Origin of the sequence: Roseburia sp. AF42-8 (genome assembly GCF_003435965.1) — a bacterium.
In the GTDB taxonomy this organism is placed as follows: Bacteria; Bacillota; Clostridia; order Lachnospirales; family Lachnospiraceae; genus Roseburia_C; species Roseburia_C amylophila.
Genome location: NZ_QTVB01000002.1, coordinates 132,011 through 148,737, shown reverse-complemented (window position 1 = coordinate 148,737; position 16,727 = coordinate 132,011). Strand labels below are relative to the sequence as shown.

13 protein-coding genes and 1 pseudogene are annotated in these 16,727 nt (G+C 42.0%); 1 reads left to right on the top strand and 13 read right to left on the bottom strand.

Annotation, left to right across the window (positions count from 1 at the left end; genetic code table 11):
* Positions 1-26 precede the first annotated feature (26 nt).
* The 3 genes from scpB to DW059_RS01735 form a co-directional block, all read right to left on the bottom strand.
* Entirely contained in the window at positions 27-596 is a 570-nt protein-coding gene (gene scpB / locus DW059_RS01745) for an SMC-Scp complex subunit ScpB (protein ID WP_022243724.1), read from the bottom strand.
* A 23-nt stretch (positions 597-619) separates the two neighbouring features.
* Positions 620-1,369: a segregation and condensation protein A gene (locus tag DW059_RS01740; RefSeq protein ID WP_022243723.1), complete on the bottom strand. Its 750-nt coding sequence runs from the start codon at positions 1,367-1,369 to the stop codon at positions 620-622.
* 107 nt (positions 1,370-1,476) lie between these two features.
* Positions 1,477-2,334, bottom strand: a complete 858-nt coding sequence (locus DW059_RS01735; RefSeq protein ID WP_117697182.1) for a metallophosphoesterase — start codon at positions 2,332-2,334, stop codon at positions 1,477-1,479.
* A gap of 98 nt (positions 2,335-2,432) precedes the next feature.
* Between DW059_RS01735 and DW059_RS01730 the strand changes: the two genes are divergently transcribed.
* Complete coding sequence (locus DW059_RS01730; protein WP_117697181.1) at positions 2,433-3,695, top strand: D-alanyl-D-alanine carboxypeptidase family protein; 1,263 nt, start codon at positions 2,433-2,435, stop codon at positions 3,693-3,695.
* Positions 3,696-3,703: 8 nt separating this feature from the next.
* Here the strand turns inward: DW059_RS01730 and cls are convergent, their stop codons facing one another.
* From cls to infB, 10 genes and pseudogenes are all read right to left on the bottom strand, one after another.
* Positions 3,704-5,239, bottom strand: a complete 1,536-nt coding sequence (gene cls, locus DW059_RS01725) for a cardiolipin synthase (protein ID WP_117697179.1) — start codon at positions 5,237-5,239, stop codon at positions 3,704-3,706.
* Between the two features lie 158 nt (positions 5,240-5,397).
* Complete coding sequence (locus DW059_RS01720) at positions 5,398-6,288, bottom strand: S8 family peptidase (RefSeq protein ID WP_117697177.1); 891 nt, start codon at positions 6,286-6,288, stop codon at positions 5,398-5,400.
* Positions 6,289-6,526: 238 nt separating this feature from the next.
* Positions 6,527-8,620, bottom strand: coding sequence for a polyribonucleotide nucleotidyltransferase (locus DW059_RS01715; RefSeq protein ID WP_117697175.1), 2,094 nt, complete (start codon positions 8,618-8,620; stop codon positions 6,527-6,529).
* Positions 8,621-8,913: 293 nt separating this feature from the next.
* Positions 8,914-9,180 carry a 30S ribosomal protein S15 gene (gene rpsO / locus DW059_RS01710; protein WP_022242572.1) on the bottom strand — a complete coding sequence of 89 codons (267 nt, stop codon included), beginning with the start codon at positions 9,178-9,180 and terminating at the stop codon, positions 8,914-8,916.
* A gap of 144 nt (positions 9,181-9,324) precedes the next feature.
* On the bottom strand, positions 9,325-10,443 hold the full coding sequence (locus tag DW059_RS01705) for a C40 family peptidase (protein WP_117697173.1): 1,119 nt from the start codon (positions 10,441-10,443) through the stop codon (positions 9,325-9,327).
* A gap of 174 nt (positions 10,444-10,617) precedes the next feature.
* Positions 10,618-11,541: a bifunctional riboflavin kinase/FAD synthetase gene (locus DW059_RS01700; RefSeq protein ID WP_022242574.1), complete on the bottom strand. Its 924-nt coding sequence runs from the start codon at positions 11,539-11,541 to the stop codon at positions 10,618-10,620.
* A 32-nt stretch (positions 11,542-11,573) separates the two neighbouring features.
* Positions 11,574-12,506, bottom strand: coding sequence for a tRNA pseudouridine(55) synthase TruB (gene truB / locus DW059_RS01695; protein WP_117697170.1), 933 nt, complete (start codon positions 12,504-12,506; stop codon positions 11,574-11,576).
* A gap of 12 nt (positions 12,507-12,518) precedes the next feature.
* Positions 12,519-13,469: a DHH family phosphoesterase gene (locus DW059_RS01690; RefSeq protein ID WP_117697168.1), complete on the bottom strand. Its 951-nt coding sequence runs from the start codon at positions 13,467-13,469 to the stop codon at positions 12,519-12,521.
* A 35-nt stretch (positions 13,470-13,504) separates the two neighbouring features.
* Complete coding sequence (gene rbfA / locus DW059_RS01685; RefSeq protein ID WP_022242577.1) at positions 13,505-13,867, bottom strand: 30S ribosome-binding factor RbfA; 363 nt, start codon at positions 13,865-13,867, stop codon at positions 13,505-13,507.
* A 23-nt stretch (positions 13,868-13,890) separates the two neighbouring features.
* Positions 13,891-16,721: pseudogene (infB, locus tag DW059_RS17490) on the bottom strand (translation initiation factor IF-2).
* Positions 16,722-16,727 lie beyond the last annotated feature (6 nt).

Below are 16,727 nucleotides of genomic sequence, written 5' to 3'. Positions count from 1 at the left end.
ACTTCCGCTTACTACATTCCCTGTTGCTATACTTCAAGCTTCATTTCCGCTTCCTGTTCAGCCTGATGCTTGAATTCTTCCACCTGGTCTTCATTCAGCACCGGGAGTTCATCGATGGAATGCACACCAAAGCTCCGTAAGAATTCCTCTGTTGTGCCAAACAGCATAGGTCTGCCCGGAGCATCCAATCTTCCCACTTCATTGACCAGATTATATTCCACCAGTTTGCTTACTGCATGGTCGCAGGATACGCCACGGATTTTTTCAATCTCCGCCTTGGTGATTGGCTGCTTATAAGCAATGATGGATAAGGTCTCTAGCAGTACGTCTGTAAGAACACGCTTCTTTGGCTGTTTTGCAATCCGAATCAGATATTCATACATTTCATTCTTCGTACACATCTGATAAGCGCCGTCCAGTTCGATAATCTGGATACCTCTTTCTTCCTGCTCATATTTCTGCCGGAGTGCTTCTATTTTCTTTTTAGTTTCCTGTTTGTCTAATTCAATTGCATTGGCAATTTTATCCAATTCTACCGATTCCCCCATGGTAAATAAAATTGCTTCTATAATTGCTTCATAATTCTTTTCTTCCATTACTACCCTCATATAATAAGAGCCTAGGCTGCAACCTTGGACTCTATTCTGATATCATCAAATATTTTATCCTGATAAATGGTTATCTTGCCCATCTTCATCAGCTCAAGCACTGCAAGGAAGGTCACGATAATCTCCATCTTGCCACACTGTGCTTCTAAAAGACTGCGGAAGCTGAAATGTGGATGTGTCATTGCATACTGCTCTAAATATACCATTTTATCGGACAGTGATACTTCTTCTTTCTCAATCTTGCCAAATTTGGAACGAACCGGGTCAATCTTATCTTCCTGCTTACGCATGATGGATTTGAAAATATCATTCAATTTCTTCAATGTGACATCTGCCATCAGTTCCTCTAAATCCACCGGCTCTTCATAGGCAGCTACCTCGTCCGGAATCGTCGGCTCCTTAAACATCACCTTTTCCGCATCCATCTGACGGTCTTTTAATTCATAGGAAATGCATTTATACATCTTATATTCCAAAAGCTGTTCTACCAGTTCTGCTCTCGGGTCTTCTGCTTCCTCTTCTTCTGTCTCTTTTGCCGGAAGAAGCATCTTTGATTTAATATCAATCAGTGTGGCTGCCATAACTAAGAACTCACTCATAACATTTAAATCCTGCCGCTTCATTTCCCGGATATATTCCATATACTGATTGGTAATCTCCACAATTGGGATATCATAGATATTTACTTTATTCTTATCCAGCAGATGAAGGAGCAAATCTAACGGTCCTTCGAACACCTGCAGCTTTACTGTTAATTCCATTTCAAAACCTCTCCATTCTTTCCTAGCACATCTATTTTAACGGTATCTAAGAAAAAACGCAAGTGTTTTCACAAGATTTAGTGTTTTTCACAACTTTATACCACAAATCAAGCAATATCTTGTGGTTTTATAACCATAAACACAAGTTCCGCCCGGTTAAAGATTCTGATATGAAAGGTATGGGTTCCAAGCCCCCGGCTTACGATTACTTTCTTTCCCTCAAAATCAAAGGCTCCTGCATCATATTTCGGGAACCACTGAAACTGCGGAGAAATCAGGCTTCCAACGCCCGGAATCCGTATCAGTCCTCCATGATTATGTCCGCAAAAAGTCAAATCCGCTCCCCAGTCTGCATATTCCTTCGCATATCTTGGATTGTGTGCTAACAGCACCTGAAATGTATCTTCCGTCTGCTTCGGAAGCGTTTTCTCAAGATAATCCTGTGGAAGTGGCACATCCACTCCTTTTTTATAACAGGACAATGGAATTTCAAGCCCGGTAACCGCCAGTTCTCCAAAAGCTTCTGTTTCATTATGCAGTACATGGATGCCAAGCTCTTTTACCTTATTTTCAAAAGCGAAAAATTTCTCCTGATACTCACTTTTTCTTATGTGGGCACGGGATTCATGATTTCCGTAAGAATAATAAACCGGTGCAATCCTGCACAGCTCTTCCAATATCTTTAACGCTGTCTCATAGGTGTCACTTTTCCTGCTGACCACCATATCTCCTGGAATCAGAATCAGATCCGGCTGTCCACTTCTAATTGCATCTAAAAGCCGGATGTTGTCTTTTCCATACTGAAAACCATGCAAATCTGCCAGTACTGCTGCCTTATATTCTCTTTGCACTTTACCACTTTTTATCTCATAATCCGTTCTTGCAAATTTTTTTAATTCCTGCCACTGCCAGATTATGTAAACCAAAATCACACATGCTATTACAATAATGATTTTTAATAACATCTTTCACCTCTTTGCATCAACAAAATAAACCATGCTTTATCTGCATATTTCTTTCTCTTCTCTATTAAAATGTAATAGAACATACCGGAGGTATTCTTATGCATACCATTCTTTCCATTTTCATAAGCCTGTCTCTTCTCAGCCCGGCCTTTTTACCAATGGCATCACAATTTTCTGTTCTTGCAGAAAACGAAAGTTCTACAGAATCCGGCAATCCATCCCCTGATGCTTCCATGCCAGATGCTTCCAATCCGGATGCTGCTTCCGATGCATCTGCTCCGGTCGCATTGTCCGCTCCCAGTGCTCTTTTAATGGAAGCATCTACCGGAACCATCATCTATGAAAAAGATGCTCATTCCATCCTGCATCCTGCCAGCATTACGAAAATCATGACGCTGATTCTGATTTTCGATGCTCTGGACACACAAAAAATTTCCTTAGATGATGTTGTCACAGTTTCGGAACATGCTGCAAGTATGGGCGGTTCCCAGGTCTTCTTAGAACCGGGTGAAACCCAGACCGTTGATACCTTGATAAAGTGTATCAGTGTTGCCAGTGCCAATGACGCCTGCGTTGCCATGGCAGAATTCATTGCCGGTTCGGAAGATGCCTTCGTTGCCCAGATGAATGAGCGGGCTGCCGGACTTGGTATGAAGGATACCAACTTTGTTAACTGCTGCGGTCTTGACGTTGACAATCATATGACCAGTGCCTATGATGTTGCTCTAATGTCCCGGGAATTAATCACAAAATATCCGCAGATACATAATTATTCCACCATCTGGATGGAAAATATTACCCATGTCACGAAAAAAGGGTCTTCCGAATTTGGTTTAACCAACACCAATAAGCTCATCAAACAATACGCCTATGCCACTGGATTAAAAACCGGTTCCACCGGTCTTGCCAAGTACTGTGTCTCAGCCACTGCTGAAAAAGATAACATTAAACTCATCGCAGTCATTATGGCTGCACCGGATTATAAAGTGCGTTTTGCTGATGCGTCCGCCCTTTTAGACTATGGTTTTTCCGTATGCCGGCTCTATCAGGATACCACACCGCCCGCTCTGCCGGAATTATCCGTACGGGGTGGCACCGATAAAAAGGTCAGTCTTTCCTATGAAGGAACCTTTTCATATCTTGATACTGCAGGAAATGACTTAAATCTTATTGAAAAAAAGCTTTCTCTTCCAGAAGAAATAAAAGCTCCGGTAACACAGGGAAAAGAAGCCGGCACACTTTACTATACATTAAATGAAAAAGAAATCGGCTCCATCCGTGTCTTATATGATACTACAATTCCAAAAGCTACCTACCAGGATTATTTTCGTAAGACGCTTACTTATTTCTTCTCCCTGTAAAACCTTTTCTACAAAAGCGGGGCCAGCAGACGCAGACAGGTCTGTATCATCCGTACTCCTACAAATCTGTGTTTGCAGAATTCCAGATCAATCTGCTGTGACTGTCCGATTACCGCAAGTGCATCTTCTTTTAACTGCAGCACTGCCTCGGTCTTATAGCACCAGACTCCGCATTCAAAATGCAGATACATACTGCGGTAATCCAGATTGATACTGCCTACGGTAGCAATTTTATCATCACAGACAAAACTCTTTGCATGAATAAATCCCGGTGTATACTGATAAATCTTTACACCACTTTCAATAAGAACACCATAATCTGCCTGTGTCAGAAGATAAACAAATTTCTTATCCGGAATTCCAGGTGTTACAATCCGCACATCCACACCACGTTTTGCCGCATTCTGAAGGCTTACCAGCATTTCATGGTCAATAATCAGATACGGGGTGAAAATGTAGACATACTTCTGTGCTGAATTAATAATGTTCATGTATACATTCTCGCCGGTATTTTCGTGATCTAACGGTGTATCACTATACGGCTGCACATATCCAACGGATGGAATCTTTGCCACATAGTCTGCATCCGGCCGGAACTTCTCATAATCCTCCGTGGAATTTATTATATAATTCCACATTTCAAGAAACATACAGGTAAAGCTCCATACTGCTGCACCTTTCATACGGATTCCGGTATCCTTCCAGTATCCAAACCGCTCAATTTCATTGATATATTCATCTGCAATATTGATTCCACCAGTAAATGCAACATTTCCATCAATAACGAGGATTTTTCTGTGGTCACGGTTATTCATAATGACAGCAAGTCTCGCCCGCAACGGATTAAACGCCGCACATTTAATTCTGATTTTCTGCAATTCCTTATAGAAATTATTCGGCAGTGTCGTAATGCAGCCAACATCATCATAAATCAGACGTACTTCTACGCCCTCTTCCACTTTTTCCTTCAAAAGCTGAATCAGCTCCCGGAACATCTTTCCATCATCTAAAATAAAATATTCCAGAAAAACAAACTTTTTCGCTTTCCGGATTTCTTCTAACATAACCGGAAACATTTCTTCTCCGGACGGATAATAATTTGTTGCTGTATGTTCATAAACTGGAAAATGCGCCCAGTCACTGATATATGAAGACTGTCCAGCGGCAACCGAATCTTCTTCTGCCAGCCGTTCTCTGCACGCTCTATCTTCTGTAAGAAGCGGTTCTACTTCCTCATTTACACGGTTCATTTTCTCTCTTGCCTTTCTGGTGAGTTCCGGTCTTCCAAATACCACGTACAGCAATAATCCGAGCAATGGAAACATCAGAATAATAAATACCCATGCCAGCCGGTATGCCGGATTCATTCTTCGATTTACAACGAATAAAGCTACGATAAATGCAAGTATATTGAGAATCAGGTTGATGTAAGTAGACATTTTACCAACTTCCAGCAGCAGATAAAATAAATATCCAAACTGAAGTAAAATAAGTAAAACTGTGATAAAAAGTCTGCTGATTAAAACTTTAACTATTTTCTTCACCTTATTCCCTCCTCTTTCTTTTCTACCCCTTGTTTTATGCGTATTCTTCATTCTACCGCATTTTCTCCCAGAAATCAAATGTCCGGCGTATTCCTTTCCCTCTGTCTCTGTCTCTTTCTCTTTCTTTCTGCTTTTTATCTCTTCCAGGCTATTTTCTTTTATCGAATCAGCCGCATGACATCCAGCCTCCCCCAGCCCTGTGCATGCTTGGATTTTCCAGTATCTACACTCGTCTCATAAAGCCGCAGTTTTACTTCTGCCGGTTTTAGATTTGGATAACGGCTTAAAAGCACCGCGACCGCCCCCGCCACCACCGGTGTTGCCATAGAGGTTCCACTTTTCATCTCATAACCATTTCCCATCCGCTTACAGCTGACAATCGCTGTTCCAGGAGCCACTACTTCTGGTTTCATAATGCAGGCTTCCGTCGGACCCCTCCCACTATACCCACGCATCAGACCCAGATTTTTTACTTCTCCTTCCTCATCATCACTGCTGCCCACCGTTATAATCTTCCGGCATAGCCCCGGTATCGTAATACTCTTATCCTTTGGCCCGTTATTTCCTGCAGCAGCAACCACTACGATTCCTGCGTCCCAGACTGCTTCAATTGCTGCTAACAATTCCTCCTGTTCTTCCCTTCTGGCCGAAGCAAGCATTCCTACGGAAATATTTAAGATTCTTATATTCATTTTCCCATAATTTGCAATCAGCCATTTTAATGCAGATACCACCAGTCTGGTATTTCCCTTTCCCATACGGTCTAATACTTTTATCGCATATATCGCTGCTCCCGGTGCCATCCCCCGGTAACGTCCATGAGAAGCAAAACCGGAACCTGCAATAATTCCGGAAACATGGGTTCCATGACCGTTATCATCATAAAGTATCTTCTTATCACCTACATAATCACGAAATCCTCTGATTCTTTGTCCAAAATCAATATGAGTTCCAATTCCTGTATCCATCACGGCTACCGTGACATTATTTCCAATATATCCTAGTTTATGAGCTTCATTCACCCTTGTAATCTGTCTGACCCGTTCCATACTGCACCATTTTATGTTTTCTTATAATATATGCAGTGCAGCATTTTTGACCACCTGCAGTGCTTTCCGGATACCCGAAAAAAGTTTACCCAGCAAACTCGGCTCTTTTTTTCTGCCAGACTTTTTTCTTCGCTACTTACGTAAAAAGGCGTATACCCTTGTGGATTTTCATCCGCAAAAGCATACGCCTTATTTTATTTATGTGAGTATTGAAAAATCACATGCCACGAATCTGCAATTAGTTCTGAGCAGGAACATCCTTGATGGAGAAGCTGATTCTTCCCATTCTGTCTTTGCCCATGCAGATACAGGTTACTGTATCACCAAGAGTCAGAACATCTTCTACATGTTCGATTCTCTCTTTCGCAATCTTGGAAATGTGAACCATTCCCTCTTTGCCCGGTGCAAATTCGATGAATGCACCAAATTCTTTGATGCTTACTACTTTACCAGTGAAAATCTGACCTTCTTCAAAATCAGTTGTAATGATACGGATCATGTCAGCAGCTTTCTCAAGCATTGCTTTATCGGTACCACAGATGCTTACTGCACCTTCATCATTGATGTCAATCTTAACACCAGTGCGGTCGATAATCTCGTTGATTGTCTTACCCTTCTGACCTACTACATCACCAATCTTAGCCGGGTCAATCTGAACCTGAAGAATCTTTGGAGCATACTGTCCAACTTCTTTTCTTGGCTCAGCAATTGCTTTGGACATAACTTCGTCCATGATATAAAGTCTTGCTTCCCTGGTTCTTCTGATTGCTTCTTCTACGATAGGTCTTGTTAATCCGTGAATCTTAATATCCATCTGGATTGCAGTAATACCGTCATGTGTACCGGTTACCTTGAAGTCCATATCTCCGAAGAAGTCCTCAAGTCCCTGAATATCGGTTAATACGATGTAATCATCATCTGTCTCACCAGTTACCAGACCACAGGAAATACCTGCAACCATTTTCTTAATCGGAACACCTGCAGCCATAAGTGCCATACAGGATGCACAGGTAGATGCCATAGAGGTAGAACCATTAGATTCAAAGGTCTCGGATACGGCACGGATTGCATATGGGAATTCTTCTTCAGAAGGAAGAACCGGAACCAATGCTTTCTCAGCCAGTGCTCCATGTCCGATTTCACGACGTCCCGGTCCTCTGGAAGGTTTTGTTTCTCCAACAGAGTAGGATGGGAAATTGTAATGGTGCATATATCTCTTGGTGGTAATATTCTCATCTAATCCATCGATTTTCTGAACTTCAGATAATGGAGCTAATGTTACAACATCACAAATCTGAGTCTGTCCACGGGTAAACATAGCAGAACCATGTACTCTAGGAATAATATCAACCTCAGATGCCAGCGGACGAATCTGGTTGATTGCTCTTCCATCCGGACGTTTGTGGTCTTTTAAAATCATCTTACGAACGGTCTTCTTCTGATACTGATATACAGCCTCACCAACTAATGGAAGCCACTCTTCGTTATCTGCAAATGCCTCTTCCATTTTCTCTGTTACTTTACGGATATTTTCTTCTCTGGTCTGTTTGTCGTCAGAGAATACTGCTACTTCCATCTCATCCGGTGTAACAATCTCACGCATAGCTGCAAACATTTCCTCTGGAACTGCACAGCTTGTATATTCATGTTTTGGCTTACCAACTTCGTTTACCAGTTTCATAATGAAATCATTAATGGTCTGGTTGATGTCGTGTGCCATGTAAATTGCTTCAATCATTTTATCTTCCGGAATCTCATTTGCTCCGGCTTCAATCATGATTACTTTCTCTCTGGTAGAAGCAACCGTCAACTGTAAATCACCATTGTCCCAAACTTCCTGGGATGGGTTGATTACAAATTCACCATCTTTCATTCCGACCTGTGTCATAGCACATGGTCCGTCAAATGGGATATCCGAAATGCAGGTTGCAATCGCAGAACCAAGCATTGCTACGATTTCCGGACGGCATTCCGGGTCAACGCTCATAACGAGGTTGTTTAATGTTACATCATTACGATAATCCTTTGGGAATAACGGACGCATAGGTCTGTCAATTACACGGGAAGTAAGGATTGCATTCTCAGATGCTTTTCCTTCTCTCTTATTAAATCCGCCAGGGATTTTTCCTACTGCATATGATTTCTCTTCGAACTCTACGCTAAGAGGGAAAAAGTCGATTCCGTCTCTTGGCTTTTCAGATGCTGTTGCAGTAGATAATACAGTGGTATCACCGTAGTGCATGAATGCACATCCATTTGCCTGTTTACCCACACGGTTAATATCAACCGTAAGAGTTCTTCCGGCAAGTTCCATTGAATAACTCTGGTACATATCATTTCTCCTTTTTTGTATACAGGATATTCCTGCTTATTATGGCAGAAGTTCCGAAATGGTGCTGTTTGCAGCCATCCGGAGGTGTATCGACCGAAACTACTGATTAACACAATCTGTAATTGCACTAATCAGTGGTCTCGGAATCGTCCTTCTGCCGTTCTTACATTGTCATCCATAAGACTCTGTACTTGCAGTTCCTTACAGATATCCGGCAACCTGTGGAAGCCTAGCAACCGAAAAATAGAGCGGACAACTCCGCTCTATTCTATACGGTTTCCTTTTACAAGAAATTACTTTCTTAAACCTAAACGTTCGATTAAAGAACGATATCTTTCAATATCAACTTTCTTTAAGTAAGCCAGTAAACGACGTCTCTGACCAACCATCTTTAAAAGTCCTCTTCTGGAATGATGATCCTTCTGATTTACTTTTAAGTGCTCATTCAGCTCATTGATTCTGGCTGTTAAAAGTGCAACCTGTACCTCTGGTGAACCTGTGTCTGTAGCAGTTTTACCATATTCTGCGATGATTGCTTCTTTTCTTTCTTTTGATAACATTTACGTTTCCTCCTTATATTTTCTTATCGCCTGATAATCAGTAAAAGGTCGGAGTGTCCATCTACCGAATATCGGCTAAATCATACCTAACAAATATAACATACTACTTATTATTTGTAAACAAAATTCTGTTAGTTTCCTTATCTAGTTTCCTAATACACGGACAACACATACTGGTGAACGATAATATGCATTGGAAATCTTGATTCCGGTAGAAGGTGAACTTGCATGAACAATCTGACCATTTCCGATATAGATTGCCACATGGTTGATGCCCTTACCGCTACCATAGAAGAACAAATCTCCCGGCTGTGCTTCGGATGCACTGATTCTGGTTCCGCATCCTGCCTGTGCTCTGGATGAGTGTGGCAGATATACGCCATAATTTGCATATACGGATAATACGAATCCGGAACAGTCCGCTCCTCTGGTAAGGCTGGTTCCGCCCCATACATATGGATTACCGACAAACTGTGTTGCATAAGCCACCAGTGATACTCTTGTATCTGAAACACCCTGACCATATTTTAATTCTGTCATGGTCTGTGCCTTTGGCAGCTGCTGTGAAATCTCTACATAGTCGGTGCTTGCATATCCTACATCACCATCTAAGTCTACTTCCACCCAGCCATCATACTGATTTAAAACCTCTAATTCTTCTCCTTCCGGCATCAATGCCAGTTTGGTACAATCGGTATTCATCTCAGCACGTACATTTAAAGTCTGTGTTGTAACGGTTGCAATGGTCTTCATTACTTCCTGGGCTTTTGCTACAGCTGCCTCTCCGGTAATGATATATTCTGCTTTTACATATCCGGTTACCTGACCAGATTCAATTTTAAGCCACTCGCCATCGTCCTCTAATATTTCACATCCGGCATCGTTCTGCATCTTTCCTACGATATCAGAATTGGTATCCGGCTGTTCCCTTACATTTAAACTGCTGTCAACCTGTGCAATACCAAGATTGGTATATCCACAGATTGTTGTATCTGCTGGTACCGCTGTATCGGTTGCTGCTGTATCTGCAGGTACCGTTGTATCAGTTGCTGCAGCATCCTCAGACTGTCCTTCCATCGTTGTAACAGTATTGGTTGCTGAAACAACAATATCTGTATTATAATAGGAATCCATTGTAGCAAATATTCCTGCATTTAAGCCGGAACCTGCTGATGTCTGTGCAGCTGCGCCACCCTCAAGCGCCACTGTAAGTCCACAGGTAAGAATAAATGCTGTTGTCTTCCACTTTCTATTGTTCTTCATAAAAATATGCCTCCTGACATTGTAACGATGCAAAATGCACCCTGCATTTCCGCATCTGTTCGAATCAATATGCTTCTCCATATTTTAAGATTATAGCAACGTGATTTCATAATGTCAACATAAATATGTAACAATTATGTAACAATTGTTCGAAATTTTACGAAATTCATATATTTAATGCTGCTGTACATAAAATCTGCCATAGGCAATATCCTGTTCGAGCTGTTGCTTTAAAGCCTCTAAGGATTCAAACTTCATCTCGCTGCGCTCTCTGCTCCGGAAGCAGACACGCACTTTCTTTCCATAGAGATTCTCATTAAAATCAAAAATATTGGTTTCCACTGCCACCGGATTAACCCCTTCGATAGTCGGCTTACATCCAACATCTGCGATTCCATGATACGTCTTATCCCCTACTACAACATCACAAACATAGACGCCAAACGGCGGAAGCAGTTTGTTTTCCGGCGGTATGATATTTATGGTCGGGATTCCAAGTACCTTCGCGCCCATTTCTCTGCCATGTATTACAACACCTTCCACAAAATAATCATAGCCAAGAAGGTATTTTACTTTTTCCATATTGCCCTTTTCTACTTCTTCCCGGATAAAGGTACTGCTGATATCCCGATTCTCATACTGAACCTTATCTATTACCTTAAGTTCATAATGCAGCTTCTTCGCATATATTTCCAGCAGATGGTAATCTCCGCGGCGGTTATGTCCGAAATGAAAATCTGTTCCAACCACAATACCACGGATTTTCATGGAAGAAGCCAGCATTTCAATAAATGCTTCCGGTTCCATGGTCATGACTTCTTTGGTAAAAGGATATTCAATCAGATAATCAATGCCCTGCTCTTCACAGATTGCAACCTTCTCTTCATTCGTCGTAAGCACCTTCTGGACTTCATTTATCCTGCCCGGTCTCGGCGGAATGGCAAAGGTAAATAGTACCGTTGCACAGCCTTTATTCTTCTGCTCCATCATATGTTCTAATAAAGTCTCATGTCCTCTGTGCAGACCATCAAATTTGCCAAGGGAAAGCACGCATTCTTCTTCAATATGAAATTCTGTTGTTCCATGTATATACTTCATTTTTTATACCTGCTTAAATGTCTTTTTCCTTCTCATTGCTGTGTAAAGAAAAGTTTTACCGGCTTAAACAGCCTGTCCGCTGTACGGTATTCATATATTCCAACAAAATGATTTGCATTGTCATACACTCTGACTTTTTTGCAGTCATCTTCTTTATAAAAAGAAGCAAGCGTATGCTCTATCGTCTCTGCCTCTGCTATCACAGGCAGCGGCAGCTTATTTCCATTATATAAAAGTGCCGTACTATCTTTGCGGCTGTGAATCTGTGGCAGATTTTTAAATACGGTATCAATGGGATATAAAATCTCTTCTATCTTACCACTTTTCATTATTGTCTCAATTTCCTGCAGTGTTTTTGCAGCTTCTATTTGAAAATCTGAAACGCTTGTCCGTACCAGGTACTCCATACAGGCTCCACAACCTAATTTTTCTCCGATGTCATGGCACAATGTCCGGATATAAGTTCCTTTGGAACAGTGCACCCGCATGGTCACTCGCGGCAAGTCGATTGATAAAATTGCAATATCTAATATCTGAACCTTCCTTGCCTTGCGTTCTACTTCCACACCTTCTCTTGCTAAGTCACATAATTTCTTTCCATTGACCTTCAGTGCAGAATACATCGGCGGAATCTGTGCATATTCTCCCACAAAACTTTCAATACACTGCTTTACTTCTTCTATGGAAAGATTTACCTCGGATTCCTTTAATATGGTTCCTGTCATATCCTGGGTATCCGTTTCTTTTCCCAAAAGCATGACTGCCTCGTATACCTTGTCCTTATCAGTTAAAAGGTCACAGACTCTGGTTGCTTTTCCTATACATACAGGAAGTACGCCCTCCGCATCCGGATCAAGCGTACCTGTATGTCCAATCTTTTTCATTTTTAAAATTCCACGTAGCTTTGCAACTACGTCAAAGGACGTAAATCCTTTTTCTTTTCTTACATTAATAATTCCGTCCATACGTTATCCTGTCTATTTCAAAAGCTGTTTTTCAACGTCCTTTACGATTCCCTCAAGAATCTCTTTGGCATTGCCTTCTATGGTTGCTCCGGCTGCCCGTATATGACCGCCTCCACCATAGGACATCATAATAACTGCCACATCTACCTTACCACTGGAACGCATGCTTGCTTTAAAGCTTCCATCCTCATTTTCGTAAAGAAAGATTGCAGCTTCCACATCTTTGGTAGCACGAAGCTGCTGTACGATTCCTTCTAAATGTTTCGGAAGAACCTGGTATTTTTCCATTTCTTCTTTGGTTACGATAGATGCAATGCATTTTCCATCTAAAAAGAGCTGGCTGTCCACCAATGCCTGACCTAAAATCCGGTTCTGCTCGTAAGTTTTCTCATAATAAGTCTTATCCACGATACGGCTGAAATCAATCCCCATTTCCATCAGCCTGCCGGCAATGTTCATGGTCTTTGCAGAAGTACAGGAATACTGGAACACACCGGTATCATGCACAATTCCCACATAAATACATTCTGCAATTTCCTTTGTAATCTTCTCTTCATCTATGAGTTCATATACAAGCTCACAGGTTGAACTTGCCTCCGGGAAAATGTAGTTTGCATCTGCAAAGTTCTGATTGCTGATATGATGGTCAACACAGAAGGTGCGTTTTGCTGCATGAAAATATTTCACTGCATTTCCCAGTCGTTTCTCATCGCCGCAGTCCAATGCAATAAATAAATCGTATGGCTCTTTTTCTATATAAGAGCTGTCAATTTTATCTGCATTTGCAAGGAATTTGAAAATGTTTGGAATCGGTTCCAGATGGAGTTCCACTTCCATTTCCGGATGATATTTTCTGATATAGTTATATACTGCTAACGTGGAACCTACACAGTCTCCGTCAGGTTTTACATGACCGGCTATTGCTACACGCTTCACATCATAAAGCTGTTCCTCTAATTTCATTGGCAACACCTGCTCTCTTTCTCTTCGGATGAGGCTTAGGACTCTTCCTGTCCAATTACCTCATCAATTTTCTTTGACATGTTTACACCATACTCAATGGACTGATCCAGGATAAACCGAATCTCCGGAGTATTTCTTAAATTGATACTTTTTGCGAGGGCATGACGAATATACCCTTCTGCACTATTAAGACCTTTGATTGTATTATTCTGAGCTTCTTCGTCTCCGAATACACTGATATACGCCTTACAGGTTTTTAAATCCGGTGCCACTTCTACGGCAACCACGCTGGTCATCGGCGCAATACGCGGGTCTTTTACTTCACTCCGGATAATGTTGGAGAGTTCTCTTTGAACTTCTCCATTTATCCGCATATTTTTCATACTATTTTTTTGCATAATTTTCCTGTCCTTCTATCAGATTATCTGGCAACCTCTACCATCTTATATGCCTCTACCTGATCCAGTTCTGCAATATCATTAAATCCTTCGAATACAAGACCACACTCATATCCGGCTTTTACTTCCTTCACATCGTCCTTGAAACGTTTCAGGGAAGCAAGATTTCCTTCAAATATCTGTGTTCCCTCACGGGTAATACGGACTTTACATCCACGCTCAAAGTTACCATCCAATACATAAGAACCTGCAATGTTACCAACACCGGATGCTTTGAAAATCTGACGAACTTCTGCATGGCCGATTACTTTTTCTTCGTATACAGGATCTAACATTCCCTTCATAGCAGCTTCTACGTCTTCAATTGCGTTATAGATAACTTTATACAGACGGATATCTACACCTTCATTTTCAGCAGTAACCTTTGCTGTAGGGTCCGGTCTTACGTTAAATCCAATGATGATTGCGTTAGATGCAGATGCTAAAGTAACATCAGATTCGTTGATTGCACCAACACCGCCATGGATAATCTTAACCACAACTTCGTCGTTGGAAAGTTTTACAAGACTCTGTTTTACGGCTTCTACAGAACCCTGGACGTCTGCTTTAACGATGATATCCAGCTCTTTTACATCTCCGGACTGAATCTGTGAGAACAGATCATCTAAAGACATTCTGGAACGGGTCTCCTCTAACAGTTTTGCCTTTCCTTCGGAAATATATGTCTCTGCAAAGTTTCTTGCATCTTTTTCACTGTCACATGCTACGAATGTTTCTCCTGCATCCGGTACACTGGAAAGTCCTAAAATCTCTACCGGCATGGATGGTCCGGCTTCTTTTACTCTTCTTCCCTTATCGTCAATCATGGCACGCACTTTACCATATGCACTACCACAGGCAATCGGCTCACCAACTGTAAGGGTTCCCTTCTGTACTAAAACAGTTGCTACAGCTCCTCTTCCTTTATCCAGCTGTGCCTCAATGATAACACCACGGGCTTTACGTTTTGGATTTGCCTTTAATTCGCTGACTTCTGCTGTTAATAATAACATTTCCAATAACTGGTCAATACCTCGTGGGTATGAGCAGATACCGGTACAAAGATGGTGCTTCCACCCCAGTCTTCCGGAATCAGTTCATATTCGGATAACTCCTGTTTTACTCGGTCGATATTGGCATTTGGCTTATCAATCTTATTGATTGCTACTACGATTTCAATTCCGGCTGCTTTAGCATGGTTAATTGCTTCTACAGTCTGTGGCATGACACCATCATCTGCTGCAACTACAAGAATTGCGATGTCGGTAGATTTTGCTCCACGCAGACGCATTGCGGTAAATGCTTCATGTCCCGGTGTATCTAAGAAGGTAATCTTCTGTCCGTTGATACTTACCACATATGCTCCGATATGCTGTGTGATACCACCAGCCTCACGGTCTGTTACATGTGTATTACGGATTGCATCCAGAAGGGATGTTTTACCATGGTCAACGTGACCCATTACACAGACAACAGGTGGTCTTGGAACTAAATCTTCTTCTCTTTCTTCATCCTCTTTTAAAAGCTCTGCAATTACGTCTACCTTTTCTTCCGGCTCTGCAATACAGTTAAATTCCAGTGCAATTTCTTCTGCACTGTCATAGTCGATTTCCTGATTTACGGTAACCATCTGTCCCTTCATAAAGAGCTTCTTGATGATTTCAGAAGCCTGAACCTTCATCTTATCTGCCAGTTCCTTAATCGTCATACGCTCCGGCAGGGATACGCTGCGGATGGTATCTTCTTCCTTTGGTTTCGGCTGTGCAGGACGTTTCTTCTTACCGCCGTTTTTCTCAAGATTTACATATCTTTCCTGTTTCTTGCTTCCTAACTTATCGTGCTCCTGCACCTGTTTCTTACGGGTATTGTCACGGTCACGGTTCTCACGGCTTTCTTTTCTTAAATCGTCCGGTCCTGCCTGGATTGCTTCTTTATTGAAACGGTTTAATTCCTGATCGAATCTTCCACCATTTCTTCCGCCTCTTCCATTTCTGTCGCCTTGTGGACGGTTATTATTGTATGGTCTGTCTCCCTGTGGGCGGTTATTGTTGTACGGTCTGTCTCCCTGCGGGCGGTTGTTATTGTACGGTCTGTCTCCCTGCGGGCGGTTGTTATTATACGGTCTGTCTCCCTGTGGACGGTTATTGTTGTATGGTCTGTCTCCCTGCTGACGGTTATTGTTAAAGTTTCTTGTCTCCGTCTTCTTCTCTTCTGTTTTCACTACCGGTTTCTCCTGAACAGTTTTTGTTTCCGTAGTCTTTACTTCTGCAGTTTTCGTTTCTGCTGGTTTTACTTCTGCAGCCTTAACTTCTGTTGCCTTTACCTCTGCCGGCTTAACTTCTGCAGCTTTTACTTCTGCAGGCTTTGGTGCTGCCGGTTTTGCAGGCTGAGCTGGTCTTGCAGCCGGTGCCGGTCTTCTTGTTTCTCCGGTCTTGGCATTGGTGTGATAAGCCTGACGTCTGCTTCCCGGATTGGTCTTGCTGTTCTGTGGGTTAAATACAGCAGAAATACTTGCTTTTTTCTTCGGTCGAGCCGGTGCCTCTGTTGATTTTGCCTCGCCTGTAGCTTTTGTTTCACCTGCTGGCTTTGCTTCTGTTGCAGCTTTTGCTTCGCCTGCCGGCTTTGTCTCTGCTGCTGGCTTTACTGCCGGTTTTGCTGCTCCGTTTACTTTAGAACGCACCAGTTTCTGTGCATCTTCATCTATACTATTACTGGATGTCTTTACTTCATACTGGGTTCCTTTTAAGGAATCCAAAACATCCTGCGGCTTTATATTTAATTCTTTTGCGAGTTCATATACTCTGAGTTTTGACATATATAA

What these genes read in the sequence shown, in the direction of transcription:
- scpB (WP_022243724.1), bottom strand. Translation starts at nt 596, where the DNA reads ATGGAAGAAAAGAATTATGAAGCAATTATAGAAGCAATTTTATTTACC.
- DW059_RS01740 (WP_022243723.1), bottom strand. Translation starts at nt 1,369, where the DNA reads ATGGAATTAACAGTAAAGCTGCAGGTGTTCGAAGGACCGTTAGATTTG.
- DW059_RS01735 (WP_117697182.1), bottom strand. Translation starts at nt 2,334, where the DNA reads ATGTTATTAAAAATCATTATTGTAATAGCATGTGTGATTTTGGTTTAC.
- DW059_RS01730 (WP_117697181.1), top strand. Translation starts at nt 2,433, where the DNA reads ATGCATACCATTCTTTCCATTTTCATAAGCCTGTCTCTTCTCAGCCCG.
- DW059_RS01720 (WP_117697177.1), bottom strand. Translation starts at nt 6,288, where the DNA reads ATGGAACGGGTCAGACAGATTACAAGGGTGAATGAAGCTCATAAACTA.
- DW059_RS01715 (WP_117697175.1), bottom strand. Translation starts at nt 8,620, where the DNA reads ATGTACCAGAGTTATTCAATGGAACTTGCCGGAAGAACTCTTACGGTT.
- rpsO (WP_022242572.1), bottom strand. Translation starts at nt 9,180, where the DNA reads ATGTTATCAAAAGAAAGAAAAGAAGCAATCATCGCAGAATATGGTAAA.
- DW059_RS01705 (WP_117697173.1), bottom strand. Translation starts at nt 10,443, where the DNA reads ATGAAGAACAATAGAAAGTGGAAGACAACAGCATTTATTCTTACCTGT.
- DW059_RS01700 (WP_022242574.1), bottom strand. Translation starts at nt 11,541, where the DNA reads ATGAAGTATATACATGGAACAACAGAATTTCATATTGAAGAAGAATGC.
- truB (WP_117697170.1), bottom strand. Translation starts at nt 12,506, where the DNA reads ATGGACGGAATTATTAATGTAAGAAAAGAAAAAGGATTTACGTCCTTT.
- DW059_RS01690 (WP_117697168.1), bottom strand. Translation starts at nt 13,469, where the DNA reads ATGAAATTAGAGGAACAGCTTTATGATGTGAAGCGTGTAGCAATAGCC.
- rbfA (WP_022242577.1), bottom strand. Translation starts at nt 13,867, where the DNA reads ATGCAAAAAAATAGTATGAAAAATATGCGGATAAATGGAGAAGTTCAA.